15 protein-coding genes and 1 pseudogene are annotated in these 16,561 nt (G+C 68.2%); 11 read left to right on the top strand and 5 right to left on the bottom strand.

Translation table 11 applies throughout. The features are described from left to right. Positions 1-39: 39 nt before the first annotated feature. The 3 genes from recO to ACT3TD_RS08770 are packed head-to-tail and all read left to right on the top strand — an operon-like array spanning position 40 to position 2,745. The gene (gene recO / locus ACT3TD_RS08780) at positions 40-843 is read left to right on the top strand and encodes a DNA repair protein RecO (RefSeq protein WP_301443412.1); all 804 of its coding nucleotides are present in this window, start codon (positions 40-42) and stop codon (positions 841-843) included. 25 nt (positions 844-868) lie between these two features. Continuing rightward, entirely contained in the window at positions 869-1,594 is a 726-nt protein-coding gene (locus tag ACT3TD_RS08775) for an isoprenyl transferase (RefSeq protein ID WP_301443413.1), read from the top strand. Next, complete coding sequence (locus ACT3TD_RS08770) at positions 1,591-2,745, top strand: VIT1/CCC1 transporter family protein (protein WP_301443414.1); 1,155 nt, start codon at positions 1,591-1,593, stop codon at positions 2,743-2,745. Before ACT3TD_RS08775 ends, ACT3TD_RS08770 begins: the two co-directional genes overlap by 4 nt. Before the next feature lie 44 nt (positions 2,746-2,789). Here ACT3TD_RS08770 and ACT3TD_RS08765 read toward each other — a convergent pair whose 3' ends face one another. Further along, on the bottom strand, positions 2,790-3,206 hold the full coding sequence (locus ACT3TD_RS08765; RefSeq protein ID WP_301443415.1) for a Fur family transcriptional regulator: 417 nt from the start codon (positions 3,204-3,206) through the stop codon (positions 2,790-2,792). Between the two features lie 483 nt (positions 3,207-3,689). Between ACT3TD_RS08765 and ACT3TD_RS08760 the strand changes: the two genes are divergently transcribed. Further along, positions 3,690-5,072, top strand: a complete 1,383-nt coding sequence (locus tag ACT3TD_RS08760) for a glycine--tRNA ligase (protein ID WP_301443416.1) — start codon at positions 3,690-3,692, stop codon at positions 5,070-5,072. A 19-nt stretch (positions 5,073-5,091) separates the two neighbouring features. Further along, on the top strand, positions 5,092-5,685 hold the full coding sequence (locus ACT3TD_RS08755) for a hypothetical protein (RefSeq protein ID WP_301443417.1): 594 nt from the start codon (positions 5,092-5,094) through the stop codon (positions 5,683-5,685). A 20-nt stretch (positions 5,686-5,705) separates the two neighbouring features. Here ACT3TD_RS08755 and ACT3TD_RS08750 read toward each other — a convergent pair whose 3' ends face one another. Next, entirely contained in the window at positions 5,706-6,227 is a 522-nt protein-coding gene (locus ACT3TD_RS08750; protein ID WP_301443418.1) for a dihydrofolate reductase family protein, read from the bottom strand. 110 nt (positions 6,228-6,337) lie between these two features. Next, positions 6,338-8,434, bottom strand: a complete 2,097-nt coding sequence (locus ACT3TD_RS08745) for a TPM domain-containing protein (protein ID WP_441579678.1) — start codon at positions 8,432-8,434, stop codon at positions 6,338-6,340. Positions 8,435-8,484: 50 nt separating this feature from the next. On the opposite strand from ACT3TD_RS08745, the gene ACT3TD_RS08740 reads away from it, so the two are divergent. Continuing rightward, positions 8,485-9,153 (top strand): YdcF family protein, encoded by a 669-nt coding sequence (locus ACT3TD_RS08740; protein ID WP_301444137.1) that lies wholly within the window; start codon positions 8,485-8,487, stop codon positions 9,151-9,153. Positions 9,154-9,193: 40 nt separating this feature from the next. Next, positions 9,194-10,495, top strand: a complete 1,302-nt coding sequence (locus ACT3TD_RS08735; protein WP_301444138.1) for a deoxyguanosinetriphosphate triphosphohydrolase — start codon at positions 9,194-9,196, stop codon at positions 10,493-10,495. Positions 10,496-10,503: 8 nt separating this feature from the next. Here the strand turns inward: ACT3TD_RS08735 and ACT3TD_RS08730 are convergent, their stop codons facing one another. Next, the gene (locus ACT3TD_RS08730; protein WP_441579680.1) at positions 10,504-10,950 is read right to left on the bottom strand and encodes a ribonuclease domain-containing protein; all 447 of its coding nucleotides are present in this window, start codon (positions 10,948-10,950) and stop codon (positions 10,504-10,506) included. A gap of 66 nt (positions 10,951-11,016) precedes the next feature. Here ACT3TD_RS08730 and dnaG point away from each other — a divergent pair, with 66 nt between their 5' ends. After that, positions 11,017-13,002 carry a DNA primase gene (gene dnaG, locus ACT3TD_RS08725; RefSeq protein ID WP_441582168.1) on the top strand — a complete coding sequence of 662 codons (1,986 nt, stop codon included), beginning with the start codon at positions 11,017-11,019 and terminating at the stop codon, positions 13,000-13,002. Positions 13,003-13,163: 161 nt separating this feature from the next. Here dnaG and ACT3TD_RS08720 read toward each other — a convergent pair. Then, positions 13,164-13,394: pseudogene (locus ACT3TD_RS08720) on the bottom strand (hypothetical protein); the annotation flags it as partial. Between the two features lie 147 nt (positions 13,395-13,541). Here ACT3TD_RS08720 and ACT3TD_RS08715 point away from each other — a divergent pair. From ACT3TD_RS08715 to ACT3TD_RS08705, 3 genes are all read left to right on the top strand, one after another. Next, complete coding sequence (locus ACT3TD_RS08715; protein ID WP_301443666.1) at positions 13,542-14,654, top strand: S-(hydroxymethyl)mycothiol dehydrogenase; 1,113 nt, start codon at positions 13,542-13,544, stop codon at positions 14,652-14,654. Further along, positions 14,651-15,319, top strand: a complete 669-nt coding sequence (locus ACT3TD_RS08710) for an MBL fold metallo-hydrolase (protein WP_301443667.1) — start codon at positions 14,651-14,653, stop codon at positions 15,317-15,319. The genes ACT3TD_RS08715 and ACT3TD_RS08710 overlap by 4 nt, the downstream gene beginning before the upstream one ends. Positions 15,320-15,501: 182 nt before the next feature. After that, on the top strand, positions 15,502-15,798 hold the full coding sequence (locus tag ACT3TD_RS08705; RefSeq protein ID WP_367620321.1) for a metal-sensitive transcriptional regulator: 297 nt from the start codon (positions 15,502-15,504) through the stop codon (positions 15,796-15,798). Positions 15,799-16,561 lie beyond the last annotated feature (763 nt).

Genomic DNA, 16,561 nt, shown 5'->3' with positions numbered 1-16,561 from the left:
GTAGACGGCAACCGGCCGACCAGTCGTAGACTGGTCACCATGTCCAGGAGCCCTCGTCCCCAGTACCGGGACGAGGGCTTCGTGGTGCGCACCCACAAGCTGGGGGAGGCGGACCTCATCGTGGTGCTGCTGACCCGTGAACACGGCCTGGTCCGTGCGGTGGCCAAGGGCGTCCGACGCTCGAAGTCGCGCTTCGGCGCCCGTCTGGACCGGTTCTGCCTGGTCAACGTGCAGGTCTATCCGGGGCGCAACCGGTCGAAGCCGGACGGGGGCCTGGCGAACGTCACCGACGCCGTCACCGTGCACACCTACGCCCCGCAGGTCAGCGCGGACGTCGACCGGTTCTACGCCGGCGTGGCGATGCTGGAGGTCGCCGAGCTGACGGTGCAGGGGTCGGGAGAGGACGCCGCGCACGTCGTCGACCTGCTCGACGAGTCGCTCGCCGCGTTCGCCGCACCGGATATTGCGCAGGACGTCCCGGCGATCCCGCCGCGGACGCAGGCGGACCGGTTCGTCCTGCGCGCGTTGGGGATGGCAGGTTGGGCGCCGAGCCTGGTGGACTGCGCGCAGTGCGGGCGCCCGGGCCCGCACCGGGCGTTCCACCCGCTGGCGGGTGGGGCGGTCTGTACGTCGTGCCGTCCTCCCGGGGCGTCGACGCCGCCGGCGCAGTCGGTGCGGGTGCTGTGGCTGCTCTCGCGCGGGAGGGCGGGCGACCTGGCGGCCGTCGCGGAGGTCGCCGCGGCGTCCGACGGCCCCCGGGTGCTGGGTATCGCCCATGAGCTGCTGGTGTCGCACGTGCGCAACCAGACGGAGACCCCCTGCCGTGCTTTCTCGTCCCTGTGAGTGGTGGTCTGGCACAATATTGGTCGTGAGTAGACCTGAGATCCCCGCCGAGTTCATTCCCCGCCACGTCGCCATCGTGATGGACGGCAACGGCCGGTGGGCGCAGGAGCGGGGGCTGCCGCGCACCGAGGGGCACAAGCGGGGCGAGGGCGTGCTGATGGACATCGTCGACGAGTGCCTGGAGCTGGGGGTCGGCTACCTGTCGGCGTACGCGTTCTCCACGGAGAACTGGCGGCGCAGCACCGACGAGGTGCGCTTCCTGATGGGTTTCAACCGGGACGTGCTGCGTCGGCGTCGTGACGAGCTGGACGCCAAGGGTGTGCGCGTGGTGTGGGCGGGGCGCCGGCCGCGGCTGTGGCGTTCGGTGATCTCCGAGCTGCAGAAGGCCGAGGAGCAGACGAAGGACAACACCCGCCTGACGCTGGTCATGTGTGTGAACTACGGGGGACGCGCCGAGATCACCGACGCCACCCGCGCCATCGCCGCGGAGGTCGCCGCCGGGCGGATGAAGCCGCGGGAGATCTCGGAGAAGACCCTGTCGGCCTACATGAACGACCCGGGCATGCCCGACGTGGACCTTTTCCTGCGCCCCTCCGGCGAGCAGCGAACGTCGAACTTCCTGCCGTGGCAGTCGGTGTACGCGGAGATGGTGTACCAGGACGTGCTCTTCCCGGACTTCACCCCGGAGCACCTGCAGGCCGCGGTGCTGGAGTACGCCAGACGTGACCGACGGTTCGGGGGTGTGAAATGACCGCACCGGACGAGACACCGGACGACACACCGGACGCTGCGCCGACGCGGCAGCAGCTCAACCGCTGGCGCCGCTACCTCGCCGACGAGCGCGCGGAGGGTGCGGTCTACCGCGAGCTCGCCCGGAAGCGGACCGGGGAGGAGCGCGAGATCCTGCTGGCGATCGCGGAGGCGGAGTCGCGGCACGAGGAGTACTGGCGTGAGCGGCTCGGCGACGACGTCGGCCTGCCGCGTAAGGCGGGGGTCAACACCCGGTTGATGGCGTGGATGGCGCGTCGGTTCGGGTCGGTGTTCGTGCTGGCGCTGCTGCAGTCGGCGGAGTCGCGCAACCACTACCTCTCCGACGAGGACGCCACCGAGCAGATGGCGGCGGACGAGGCGATCCACGCCGAGGTGGTGCGTGGTCTGGCGGCCCGGGGGCGGGCGAAGATGTCCGGCGACTTCCGTGCGGCGATCTTCGGGGCGAACGACGGTCTGGTGTCGAACCTCGCTCTTCTGCTCGGCATGTACGGCGCGGGTGCCGGGCAGGCGACGATGCTGACCGCCGGCATCGCCGGGCTGCTCTCCGGCGCGTTGTCGATGGCGGCGGGGGAGTACGTCTCGGTGACGAGCCAGAAGGAGCTGCTCGAGGCGTCCCACCCGGACCCGAACGCGAGTACGGCCGTGCCGAAGCTGGACGTGGACCGCAATGAGCTGGAGCTGGTCTACCGCGCCCGTGGCATGGATTCCGAGGCCGCCGGACGCAAGGCGCGCGAGGTGTTCGCCGAGATCGCCCGCCTGGAGGTCATCAAGGACTCCGCGGACACTGCTGACGCTGCGGACGTGGAGTTCGACGCGGAGGTCGACGACGAGGTCGTCGCGGAGGCGGAGTCCAGCGGGTCGGGTCTGTCGGCGGCGGTGTCGAGTTTCCTGTGCTTCGGTGTCGGCGCACTGGTGCCCGTGGTCCCGCTGATCTTCGGCATGGGTGGACTGTCGTCGATCGTGGTGGCGTGCGTGCTGGTGGGCATCGTGCTGCTGGTGACCGGCGCGCTGGTCGGGCTGCTGTCGGGGATGTCCCCGTGGAAGCGGGCGCTGCGTCAGCTGGCGATCGGCCTGGGTGCCGCGGCGGCGACGTTCGCGCTGGGCACGTTGTTCGACGTCGCGGCGACGTAGTGGCGACGTGGCGACGGAGTGACCCGTCCGGGTCTGCCGGTTGCTCAGCCCTTGCGTTGATTCTTCGCGCAGTCGGCGCACAGGCCGAAGACGTCGGCGGTGTGCCCGGTCATCACGAAGCCGTGCTGCTGGGCGACCTCGGCGGCCCAGCGTTCCACCGGCCCGCCGTCGATCTCCACGGCCTTGCGGCAGGACGTGCAGACCAGGTGATGGTGGTGGTGCACGGAGCTGCAGCTGCGGTAGAGCATCTCCCCGCTGTCGTCCTGCAGGGTGTCGATCATGCCCTGGGTGTTGAGCTGCTGGAGGGTGCGGTACACCGTCGTCAGACCGACCTTGTGCCCGCGCTCGGTAAGGGTGGCGTGGATGTCCTGGGCGCTGGCGAACGTCGTCATCCCGTCGAGGGTGTCGACCACGGCGGCACGCTGACGGGTGTTTCGTTGTCCGATCTGGGGTGTGTTCATCGTGCCCCCAGCCTAACCGTTCGCGCCTGCGCGCGGGAAGGAAAAGTCGCGTATTAGCGACATTGCGGGGCATCGTCCTGCAGCCCCGCTGGTGGGACCTTCGGGGGACGGGGAGGCGACGGGTGGTGACCGAGGAAAATGCAGGTGAGGGTGGTTTCTCTGAGGTCGTGGTGTCGGACTTGACAGGGGTGGCTGGGCACCCGTAAATTAAGGCCAGTTCCCCAGGGATGGCTTGTCCCCCCCTAAGTCCATCCCACCAAACGGGGAACAAGGCCCCATCCTCTTCGGAGGACAGCGTGGCCGGGACCCGCGATAACCCCCCCCCTTCGCGGGTCCTTTTTAATGCCTTGATGAGCCCGGCCCGTGCCGGCGGCGGGTGGGGTCGGACCCGCCGGGTGCTTCCGTGTGACGTCCCCGGTATCATGGGCGTGATTGTCTGAACGACCGTCTACCCCACCGTCTTTCGAGGAGTGCCCGGAGCCCATGGCCGCAAGTAACATCGAGACCGTCGTCAACCTCTGCAAGCGCAGGGGACTGGTGTTCCCTGCAGGTGAGATCTACGGCGGTACGCGCTCCGCCTGGGACTACGGTCCCCTGGGCGTGGAGCTCAAGGAGAACATCAAGCGCCAGTGGTGGCGTCACATGGTGACCTCCCGTAAGGACGTCGTCGGTGTCGACACCTCCATCATCCAGCCCACGCAGGTGTGGGAGGCGTCCGGCCACGTGGAGGTGTTCTCCGACCCGTTGGTGGAGTCGCTGTACACCCACAAGCGCTACCGTGCCGACCACCTCCTGGAGGCCTACGAGGAGAAGCACGGCCACGAGGCCCCCAACGGCCTGGCGGACATCAACGACCCGGTCACCGGCCAGCCCGGAAAGTGGACCGAGCCGCGGGAGTTCTCCGGCCTGCTCAAGACCTACCTGGGCCCGGTGGACGACAAGGAGGGCCTGCACTACCTGCGTCCGGAGACCGCCCAGGGCATCTTCATCAACTTCAAGAACGTGATGGGTGCGTCCCGTCAGAAGCCGCCCTTCGGTATCGCGAACACCGGCAAGTCGTTCCGTAACGAGATCACGCCGGGCAACTTCATCTTCCGTACCCGCGAGTTCGAGCAGATGGAGATGGAGTTCTTCGTCAAGCCGGGCGAGGACGAGGAATGGCACCAGACCTGGATCGACGACCGGTTCAACTGGTACGTCAACCTGGGAATCGACCCGGAGAACCTGCGTCTGTTCGAGCACCCGAAGGAGAAGCTGTCCCACTACTCCAAGCGCACGGTGGACGTGGAGTACGCCTTCAACTTCGCCGGTTCGAAGTGGGGCGAGCTCGAGGGTGTCGCCAACCGTACGGACTACGACCTGAAGACCCACGCCGAGCACTCCGGTGAGGACCTCAGCTTCTTCGACCAGGAGTCGGGCGAGCGGTGGATCCCGTACTGCATCGAGCCGGCCGCCGGCCTGGGTCGTGCGATGATGGCCTTCCTCGTCGACGCCTACTTCGAGGACGAGGCGCCGAACACGAAGGGCGGCGTCGACAAGCGCACCGTCCTGCGTCTGGACCGTCGTCTGGCGCCGGTGAAGGTCGCCGTCCTGCCGCTGTCGAAGAAGGAGACGCTGACCCCGACGGCCGAGAAGGTCGCCGAGGAGCTGCGTGGCCTGTGGAACGTCGACTACGACGTCTCCGGTGCCATCGGGCGTCGTTACCGTCGTCAGGACGAGATCGGCACGCCGTTCTGCGTCACCGTCGACTTCGACTCCCTGGAGGACAACGCGGTCACCGTGCGCGAGCGCGACACCATGTCCCAGGAGCGTGTCAGCATGGACAAGCTGCAGGGATACCTCGCCGAGCGTCTCGCCGGCTGCTAGACGGAGGACGGATCCCCTTATGCCGAACCCTGACATCCGCTGGACGGTCCCGTCCGACGGACACACCTTCCCGATCTACGCCGGGCTACCCAGCGACATGGACCGGGTCGGTGAGTATTCCGTGGAGCGCGACGTCGCGTCGATCCGCTTCGGTGGCGACACCTGGCAGCTCGAGGCGGACGAGGGGCCGCGGATGACGGCGACGACGGGTGAGGACACCGGCTCGCAGGTGTTCACCGCCGTGGGGGACGCCAAGACCTTCGGCGCGTCCAAGAACGTCAGCTGCGTCGCCGACCGGCACCGTGTGCTGATCCACGCGGAGTCGAAGAAGGACTTCGTGCTGTTCAAGGCGCCGGAGGATCCGGACGAGCCGCTGGACCTGTCGAATGCGAGGAAGATCGGCCAGTTCAGCTCGGAGAACGGCGGGCTGAAGAACGTGCACGTCTCCTTCGTGGGGTCGGGCAAGAAGCTCCCGTTGGACGTGCAGGTGTTCCTGTCGTGGGTCGCACGGCACGCGATGGAGACCCGGGTGCTGTCCACCACCTGGCGGCTGTCGATCTTCCTGATCGTGCTGATCCCGTTCCTGGTGCTCTACTTCCTCGGGTTCCTCTGAGGTCCTAGCCGACGTCCGTTCTAGCGGACGACACGAAACCGGGCGCAGACCAGCGCCCGGTTTCTCATTGTCTCCACGAGTTCCAGGTCGAGGCGACGGGGGAGCAGGGGAGCGCCGGACCCGAGGGTGACGGGGGCGTACTGGATCCACACCTCGTCGAGGAGACCGGCGTCGGCGAACTGCCCGGCGACATCCCCGCCCCCCACGATCCACAGGTCCTTGTCACCGGCGGCGGACGTCATCGCCGCGTGCACCTCGGCCACCGGATCCTGGGTGAACCGGATGTCCGCGTTCTCGACGCCGGGGAGGTCACGGTGGGTGAAGACCCAGGTCGGCGCACTGTACGGCCAGTCGTCGGCGTTGGCCAGCAGCCATTCGTAGGTGGTGGCGCCCATGGCGAGCGCGCCGATCCCCTCGGTGAACTGCTCGGGGGACATCGGCCCGTCCCAGTCGAAGTCCTGGGACGTCAGCCAGTCCAGTGAGTGGTCGGCGGTGGCCATGAACCCGTCGAGACTGGACGCGGTGAAGTAGTGGGTGGTCATGGAGCCGAGGGTAGTCGGGTACCTCGGTGGGCCTCGAACATGGAGAAACCCAGGCCTCTGATCCCTTCCGGGGAACCTGTGACCTGGGTTGGGGGGGGGGATGTGGCGCGTCAGATACCGAAGGAGTCGCCGCCTCCACCGAAGCCACCGCCCCCGCCACCGAAGCCACCGCCTCCACCACCGAAGCCTCCGCCGAATCCACCGTTGCCGCTCAGCAGTGAACCGAGCACGACGCCGGCGACGAGGTTTCCGCCTCCGCCACCACCGCGGCCGTAGTAGTTGTTGCGGCGGTTGTACTCCTCGATGTCACGACGGGCCAGCTGGGAGGCCTGGCGGGCCAGGGCATTGGCCTGTTGAGCCGCAGTGAAGGCGGCGCGGGGCTTGGTGTCGCGCTGCTGGTGTGCGGCGTCCAGGGCCTGACCGGCCGACTGTGCGGCCGACCGGGCCTCCACGCCGATCATGCGGCCACGGGTGTGGATGGTGTCCTCGACGGCGCGCAGGTGGTTGGTGGCGTCGGCGATGGTGCGGTCCACCATCCCGAGGGTGCGCTGGTAGTTGTTCTCCGCCCCGCGGGCCTCGTCGAGCTGGATGTCGAGTTCACCGTCGGCGTCCAGCAGCTCGGAGTAGGTGCCCAGCGGATCCTTGTCGCCCTTCTCACGTGCCGCGGCGAGCGCGGTCTTCGCCCGCTCCACCGCCTTGCCCAGTTCCGCGCGGTCGATCTCGGCGTTACTCGCGGCCAGGTGTGTGGCCTCCGTGATCTCCTCGTCGACCTCCTGGATGAGCGAGTCGAGGCTGGCCTGCGCCTCGTGCAGCTGGGATTCGGCGTGCTCCACGGCGGAGAGCTGACTGTCTGCCTGCTTGATCGCCAGGTGTGCGGAACCGGCGGCGTCGATGAGCTCGCCCTGCTGGCCGGCAGGCAGGTTCAGCAGTTCACGGGCACGGGTGATCGCCTGCTCGGCCTCGGAGATCTCGGCCTCGGCGATGTCGGGGTTGTCTGCCACGGACTCGAGCAGCTCCGGGTCGACCTTGCTGGACAGGGACTCCAGGATCTCCCTGGACCGCGGGATCCGCGAGCGCAGCTCCACGGTCTGCTGGAAGAACTTCTCGACGATCTCGGGGGCGTCGATCAGCTTCTCGCGCAGGGTGGCGAAGCGCTCGGCCTGTTCGTCGAGGTTCTCGTCGGCGGTGCCGCAGGAGGAGATGATGTCGATCAGCTGCGCACGTTCCTCGTGCTCGCCGCTGAACAGCCCGTTCTGCAGCCGCTGGTGGGTGTCGTAGGCGCGTGCGAGCGCCTTCTTCGACACCTCCAGGGCCTTGCGTAGGTCGCGGGTTCGCTCTTCACCGAACTCCGCCTCAGCGGTGTCGAGCTCCTGGTGACCCTTGCGGATCGACTCGTCGGTGCTGTGCAGTTCCTCGCTGGCCAGCGTGCGCAGGACGTGGGTGGGCTGCTGGGACAGGTCGTCGGTGTTGTCGGGGGTGATCGTACGGGCGGACTCCAGCTGCTCGGCCTCGTTCTCGTGCTTCTTCTTGCGCGAGTACCAGACAGCGCCGCCGGCACCGCCGACCACGACCACGGCCGCAGCGCCGCCCCAGGCGTAGGTGGAGGCCGGGGTGACGTCGGCGAGAACGTCGGCGACGGCCTGACCACCTGCCGCCCAGTTTCCACCTCCCATGTTGTCTCTGATCGTCGAGTTCACGTCCTCGGTGACGCTGTTGGGCACGCTTTCGCCAGGAACCGTGCTGATTCCTCCCGTTGAGGTGTCAACGACGATGACCAGTCCGTTGTTGATCTGGAGTTCTGACTGCAGTTGGTTCGCCAGGGAATCTCGGTCCTCGACGCCGTCGAGGTACACCAGGTACCCCTTCACCCCGGTCTCGGACGGCCCGTCGGCGAGGGTCTCCTCGATGGAGCTGCGCTCGGAGTCGGAGAGCACGCCTGCCTGGTCCACGACCTGGGAGTCCAGGGTGATGTCGGTGGAGGCGTCGGATTCCGTGGCGGTGCCCTGCGCGAGCACGGTCGTCGCAGCGTCCTGTGCCACGTTCTGGGCCACGTCCTTTGCAGGTGCCGCGGCGGCGGAACCGGCCCCCAGCCCCAGTCCCAGACCGGCCCCTGCCATCCCCGCGACGGCGACCGAGGCGGCGAAGCGCCGGAGTCGGACGGAGGGGGAGGGCCGGGAAAGATTCCGGGAGTGATTCGCAGCATACATGCATCCCACAATAACGAAATCCGCGAACTCGGGTGCGTAGTCTTAGGCCCATGAACGGCAGAACCTTGGGCAGCACCGCAGGACGTACCGCCGGTGCGGGCATACGTGGACTGATCTACATGGTCGTCGGCACGGTCGTCATCGCCATCGTCCTCACGCTCGCCACGGCGGCGCACGTCTGGGCGTACGCCCGGCAGGACGACCGGACGCAGGCGGACACGATCCTCGTCCTCGGCGCGGCACAGTACAACGGCACCCCGTCGCAGTGGTTCGCCGCCCGTCTCGACCACGCCGTGGACCTCTACGAGGAGGGGGTGTCGGCGCACATCACCACCATCGGTGGCAAGCTCGAGGGCGACGTGTACACCGAGGCCGAGGCCGGCGCGGACTACCTGCGAGAGCAGGGCGTGCCGGACGAGGCGATCACCGAGATCAACGAGGGGGCCGATACCCTCGGCTCGGCCGAGGCCTTCGCCCCGGTCGCCGAGGAGAACGGGTGGGACCGCGTGCTGGTCGTCACCGACCCGAACCATTCGCTGCGCGCCACGAGCATGGTCGGCGACCAGGGTGTCGACGCCCACGCCTCGCCGACCAGGCAGGGGCCGGCGGTGTCGAGCCGCAAGGAACAGCTGGACGCGATCATCCACGAGACCGGTGGGCTGATGTACTACCGGGCGACCGAGGAAGGCGGCGGTGACTACACCGTCGACGAAGACTGACGAAGACTGACCACCACTGAGAAGAGGGAGCAGGAACACCGTGCAACGATACGGCTACACCGCCCATGACCTGGACCGGATCATCGGGGTGCCGGGCAAGTCGCTCGGTGTCGACGGCGCGGTGCCCGACGCCCGCGACGACTTCGACCGCGACCGTGCGCGCGTGCTGCACAGTGCGGCGCTGCGGCGTCTAGCGGACAAGACGCAGGTCGTGGGGCCCGGCTCCGGCGACACCCCGCGCACGCGGCTCACACACTCCCTCGAGGTCGGCCAGATCTCCCGCGGCATCGGCAAGACCCTGGGCGTGGACCCGGACCTCGCCGACCTCGCGGGGCTGACGCACGACATCGGCCACCCGCCGTACGGGCACAACGGCGAGCGAGCACTCGACGAGGCCGCGGCGTCCTGCGGCGGTTTCGAGGGCAACGCGCAGACCCTGCGCATCCTCGTGCGCCTGGAGCCGAAGACCGTCGGGCCGGACGGACGCAGCTACGGGCTGAACCTCACGCGCGCGTCGCTGGACGCCGCCTGCAAGTACCCGTGGGGGCCGACGGCGCCCGACGGGACGCGGCGTCGCAAGTACTCCTGCTACACCGACGACCTGGAGGTGCTGTCCTGGATCCGTGAGGGCGCCCCGGAGGGACGCAAGTGCCTCGAGGCCCAGATCATGGACTGGGCCGACGACGTCGCTTACTCGGTGCACGACGTGGAGGACGGCATCGTCTCCGGGCGCATCAGCATGAACGTGCTGTGGGACCTCGTGGAACTCGCCGCCCTGGCGGAGAAGGGTGCGCGCGCCTTCGGCGGCGACCCCGAGGAGCTGCTGGACGCCGCGGACCGCCTGCGTCGCATGCCGCCGATCGCGCGCGCCGCGGACTTCCACGGCACCCTCCAGGACCTCGCCGCGCTCAAGGGCCTGACCAGTGAGCTGGTCAGCCGTTTCGTTACCGCGGCGGTGACCGCCACCCGGCAGGCCCACCTGTCGGACGGCGCCGGTGATCACCGTGTCCCGCTGGGGCGCTACGCCGCCGACCTGGCGATCCCTGCGGAGGTCAAGGCCGAGGTCGTGCTGCTGAAGTCCCTGGCGGTGCTCTACGTCATGGACGAGGGACGCCACCTGGCAGACCAGGAGCGCCAGCGCGACCGCATCTTCCGCGTCACCAACTACCTCACGCAGGGCGCGCCGGGCAGCCTGGACCTGCTGTTCCGTCCCTGGTGGGAGGCCGCCGCGACGGACGCCGACCGCCTGCGGGTGGTCATCGACCAGGTCGCCTCACTGACCGAGGCGCGTCTGGAACGGCTGGACCGGTCGGCCTCGGCGATCAGCGCCGCCTGGGGTTAAGTACCGAGTCAGTCCTCGGCGTCGGGGATGGCGCAGAAGCTCTCGTAGTGGTCGGCGGTGTAGTACCAGACGTCCGGGTCGGTGTCCGTCCCACCGCCGACGACGATGCGCCTCGCCCCACGGTGGTCCAGGCCGGGGGTGGTGACGGTGTACTCGCGGTAGTAGTCGCCGGACTCCTCGGGCAGCACGCCCTCGTAGTTGCCGAAATGCTTGCCGTCGTGGTCGGGGTGGGCGAAGGTGCCGTCGCCGAGGATGGAGTCGATGACCTCGTCGGCGTCCTCGGGCAGCGAGGCCACCGCGCAGGTGTCGGCCTCGCTGCCGGAGCTGCCGGAGCTGTTGTCGCTGCTGTTGTCGTCGGTGACGGCGTCGATGCCGAGGTAGCCGGCGACGAGGACGATCGCGGCGCCGGCGAGACCGCCGAGGACTTTGTTGTTCGGTGTAGCCACGGTGGTCAGTAGACCACACCGGACCACATCCGGTGTATGTGCGGCGGGTTTGGCGCGGGTGGCTATCATGGTCGCATGGCACGAGGGCGGATTCCGGACACCGACATCGCCGCGATCAGGGAGCAGACCCCGATCGAGGAGGTGGTGGGCGAGTACGTCCAGCTCACCCCGGGTGGTGTGGACTCGATGAAGGGGCTCAGCCCGTTCAAGGACGAGAAGACACCGTCCTTCCACGTCCGCCCGAACAAGGGCTACTTCCACTGCTTCGCCACCGGCGAGGGCGGCGACGTCTTCAGCTTCCTGATGAAGATGGAGCACGTCACCTTCCCGGAGGCCGTGGAGCAGTGCGCCGAGCGCATCGGCTTCCGCATCAATTACGAGGGCGGTGGCCCGGTGAACCGGGTCGAGCCGGGGACCCGGCAGCGTCTGGTGGCGGCGAACCGCGCCGCCCACGAGTTCTACATGGAGCGGTTCAAGGATCAGGAGGACGCCGGGGCGGAGACCGCGCGGGCGTTCCTGCGCGACCGTGGGTTCGACGGGGAGATCGTGGACACCTTCGGCTGCGGGTACGCCCCCGCCGGGTGGGACACGCTCACCAAGCACCTGCTGCGCCGCGGTTTCGAGTTCAAGGAGCTGGAGGACGCCGGCCTGAGCCGGATGGGCAACCGTGGCCCGATCGACCGCTTCCACCGTCGGCTGCTGTGGCCGATCCGTTCGGTGGCCGGCGACGTGATCGGTTTCGGCGCGCGCAAGCTCTTCGAGGACGACAACCTCGGCAAGTACATGAACACCCCCGAGACACTGCTGTACAAGAAGTCGAAGGTGCTCTTCGGCATCGACCTGGCGAAGAAGTCCATCGCCTCGGACCACCAGGCCGTGGTGGTGGAGGGCTACACCGACGTGATGGCGATGCACGCCGCGGGCGTGCCGACCGCCGTCGCCGCCTGCGGTACGGCCTTCGGCGAGGACCACCTGCAGATGCTGCGTCGTTTCATGGTGGACGACCAGTTCTTCCGCGGCGAGATCATCTACACCTTCGACGGTGACGAGGCCGGGCAGAAGGCCGCGTTGCGTGCCTTCGAGGGCGACCAGAAGTTCACCGGACGCAGCTACGTCTCCGTCGCGCCGGACGGCATGGACCCCTGCGACGTGCGCATGGAGAAGGGTGATGCGGCGGTGCGGGAGATCGTCGCCGACCGGATCCCCATGTTCGAGTTCGTCATCCGCACGGTGATCCGCGGCTACGACACCCACCACATCGACGGCCGCGTGGAGGCGATGCGCCGGATCGTCCCGGTGCTCGCCGGCATCCGGGACGATGCCCTGCGTGACGAGTACGCCCGCCAGGCCGCCGGCTGGCTGAGCTGGCCGGACCCCACCGAGGTCGTCAGCCAGGTGCGTGCGGAGGCAGCGAAGGGACGCCGCGGCAGCCAGGGCCCGGAGCTCAAGGAGGGCGTGGCGCGTCTGGCACGCCGCTCAGCCGAGGCGGAGAAGGCCGGGGCGGCCGCCGGGTCGAACGTGACCTCGATGCTGAGCCGTCCGGACCCGTCGGACATGTACCTGGAGCCCGCGCGCGAGGTGCTCAAGCTGATGCTGCAGGAGCCGGAGATGGTGGGTTCGGACGCCGACGGACTGCTGCCGGACTCCTTCGAGCACCCCACCTACGTGGCCGTGGCCTCGGCGCTCGCCGCCGCCGGCGGGGTCGGCTCGGTGGGCGAGGGGGGACGCCACGCCGCCGGTGCCGACTGGATCGACGCGGTCACCTCCGCCACCGACGACGTGATGTGCCGCGCGGTGATCAGCGAGCTGGCCGTGGAGGTGCCGCGGTGCGAGCGCGACCGGCTGCAGTTCTACGCCGGTGCGGTGGTCGCCCGGATGGAGGAGCGCTGGGTCGGCATGGAGATCGCCGAGCTGAAGTCACGGATGCAGCGCATGCGTCCGGACCAGGGCGGGGCGAAGAAGCAGGAGTACAACAACACCTTCGCCGACCTCATGGCGTTGGAGAAGTACCGGCGCACCCTGCAGGAGCAGGCGCAGAGCTACGGCGACCTGCGCGGTTAGGCCCGTCGGCGGGCGAACCTGCCCGCCCGTCCGGTGGAGGCGGCACCCGAGCCGTCCTGCTCACTGACGGGGCGGCCCTTGGCGTCGCGCATGCGCGGCTGCTCGGCCTCCACGAAGATGTCCTCCTCGTACTCGGCGGCGTCGTTCTCGAGGACGTCCAGCTCGTCGATCCCGTTTGTGCCGTTGACTCCGCGCACGTCGCGGAGCTCGCGCATGCGCGGCTCCGGGTCGATCCGGTCGGCCAGGGCCTTGCGACCGGCCTGGACGGCGCGACGCGTTGCCGGGGAGTTGACCGCAGCCTCGTAGCCGCGCCGGATCTGCTCGTAGCGGCGGCGTCCGGCCTTGGTGCCGAAGACGTATCCGGCGGCGGCTCCGATGACCAGCTGGATCATGAAAATTCTCTCCTGGTGCGTACTGGGGGCAGGACGGGCAAGGTGACGTTCGACCCCCACCCTACCCCGAGGACCTCACGCGACCGCGGGGAATCATCCGTATCCTCGTGGGCACCATAAAGTCACGGACATGAGGAGAGCAGCCAAGTGAGTACAACGGTCAAGGGAGTCATCGCACGCGGCAAGGGCGCCGAGGTGGAGCTGGTGGATGTGGTCGTCCCGGACCCCGGTGCCAACGACGTGGTCGTACGCGTGCAGTCCTGCGGGGTCTGCCACACCGACCTGGCCTACCGCGACGGCGGGATCAGCGACGACTACCCGTTCCTGCTCGGCCACGAGGCCGCCGGTGTCGTGGAGACCGTCGGTGAGGACGTCACCCACGTCGCCGAGGGCGACTTCGTGGTGCTGAACTGGCGCGCGGTGTGCGGGGAGTGCCGGGCGTGCAAGAAGGGTGAGCCGAAGTACTGCTTCGACACCTTCAACGCCTCGCGGAAGATGACCCTGGCCGACGGCACGGAGCTGGAGCCGGCGCTGGGCATCGGCGCGTTCGCGGAGAAGACCCTGGTCTACGAGGGCCAGTGCACGAAGGTCAACCCGCAGGCCGACCCCTCGGCCGTGGGGCTGCTGGGCTGCGGTGTGATGGCCGGGCTGGGTGCCGCGGTCAACACCGGTGAGATCAAGCGTGGCGAGACCGTGGCCGTCATCGGTGCCGGTGGTGTCGGCATGGCCGCGATCGCCGGGGCGAAGCTCGCCGGGGCGACGACGATCATCGCCGTGGACCTGTCGGAGGCGAAGCTGGAGCGGGCCCTGACGTTCGGTGCGACGCACACGGTCAACCCGTCCGACCTGTCCGGCGAGGGCACCGGGGAGGACCAGCCGGTGGTACAGGCCGTCCAGGAGATCCTCGGCGGGGTCGGTGCGGACGTCGTGGTCGACGCGGTCGGTCTGCCGGCGACGTTCACCCAGGCCTTCTACATGCGTGACCTCGCCGGACGTGTGGTGCTGGTCGGTGTGCCGACCCCGGAGATGACCCTGGAGCTGCCGTTCCTGGACGTGTTCGCCCGTGGTGGGGCGGTGAAGTCCTCCTGGTACGGCGACTGCCTGCCGGAGCGGGACTTCCCGATGTACACGGAGCTGTACCTGCAGGACCGTTTCCCGCTGGGCGACTTCGTCGACGACCGGGTGGGCATCAACGACGTCGAGGCGGCGTTCGAGAAGATGAAGCAGGGTTCGGTGCTGCGTTCGGTGGTGGAGCTGTGAACGCGCAGGGATCGACCGGGGTTTCGGGCAGCTCGGGTACCGGGCTGCGCATCGACCGGGTGGTGACCCACGGGGTCTTCGCCCTGGACGGCGGTGAGTGGGAGGTCGACAACAACATCTGGGTCATCGGTGACGATGACGAGGTGGTCGTCGTCGACGCCGCCCATGACGCCGACGCGATCGTCGACGCGGTCGGGGACAGGACGGTGCGTGGGGTGATCTGCACGCACGCGCACAACGACCACGTGACGGTGGCCCCGGAGCTGGCGGAGCGTCTGGACACGCAGATCCACGTGCACCCGGGTGACCAGATGCTGTGGAACCAGACCCACCCTGGTGTGGGGCACGAGGACCTGGCGGACGGTCAGGTCTTCGACGTGGCCGGGACCCGGCTGCGGGTGATCAACACGCCGGGGCATTCGCCGGGGTCGTGCTGCCTGTACCTGCCGGAGGCGAAGGTGCTGCTCAGCGGCGACACGATGTTCGCCGGTGGTCCCGGGGCCACGGGGCGTTCGTTCAGTGACTTCGACACGATCGTCGAGTCGTTGCGGTCGAAGGTGTTGACGTTGCCGGGGGAGACCGAGGTGTACACCGGTCACGGTGACGCGACGTCGATCGGTGACGAGGCACCGCACCTGGAGGAGTGGATCGCCCGCGGCTATTGATCCGCATACCCTGCAGGGGTATTGTCGGGGGTGAAAGAAATATTTCGATGAAGGAGTGGGACGTGCCTGAGAACCTGTTGACCGACGACGCTGTGGTCGGTGCTGACGCCGGCGCCGGTACTGACGCCGACAAGGGCGGCTGCGGCTGCGGCACCCACACCTCCGGTAGCGCCGGCGACGGGGTGGATGAGCAGGACGGTGTGCACGGCTACAGTGCGGACAAGAAGCGCTACCTCGCCCGGTTGAAGCGGATCGAGGGGCAGGTCCGTGGCCTGCACCGCATGGTGGACGAGGACACGTACTGCATCGACGTCCTCACCCAGGTGTCGGCGGTGCAGTCGGCGCTCAAAGGTGTTGCCCTGGCCCTGCTGGACGACCACATGCAGCACTGCGTGCTGCACGCGGCACAGCAGGGGGAGGACGAGGCGTTGGAGAAGCTCGACGAGGTCTCCGCGGCCGTCGGGCGGCTGTTGAAGTAGGGGAGGGCTGGTGCGGAGTACTTCGGTATTCTCATTGACTGAGAGGCCCCGGGAGACGTGAACCTGGCGTCCCTCCAAGGCAAGAGGAACCCCCGGTCGGTGGCGACCGGGGGTTCTGCTTTTTGTGGGGCCAGCGGGGGGCTAACCCATTGACTTTGTTTGTGCATTTCAGAGGGTATATCAACTAGCCGTTTTTGCCCTCCGTGGGAGATACGTGGGAAAAGGTCCCCGCCTACCCCCGCCTTGGCGCTTGGTTCTCCCCGTCCCTGCCTTCACTCTACCGCTCCTTAAGTCTCTGTGGAACCGTAGGCGCGTTAGGGTGGATGCGGCAACATTAGGGAACATGTTCACTGGGTGAGACGTTATATCCCACTATATGAGATGCTTCATACGCTTATGCAGGGGCGCATCTCCCAACTTTCGCACTCCACAAAGCCCAGCACCAGAGGCATGCCAGAAAAAGGGGGTAGGGGGAGACCCCTCCGGGGGGCTTGCGAGGCTCCGCCTTGAGCAGGTGCACACGCGCCACAACGGGGATAGCCGAACAAAGACGACGCCACCGCATGTGGACGTCCACCACAGGGCCAGCCAGGCACCGCTACGGCCCCCTCGGTGACCGCACATGTGCCGGGGGCTTCGACGGTACCTGCGGGGGTACGCAGGGGTATCCGCGGCAAAACTTGTAGTTGCGCACCCTAAGTAGCTCGGTAAGCTCTACCGTGTTGCCAACTTCTTCGGCACTCACATACTTCTCAAGGGAGAG

The organism is Corynebacterium sp. AOP36-E1-14 (genome assembly GCF_052377495.1).
GTDB lineage: Bacteria > Actinomycetota > Actinomycetes > Mycobacteriales > Mycobacteriaceae > Corynebacterium.
Note: the sequence above shows the minus strand (reverse complement) of the source record. Positions and strands in the feature narration are given on the sequence as shown.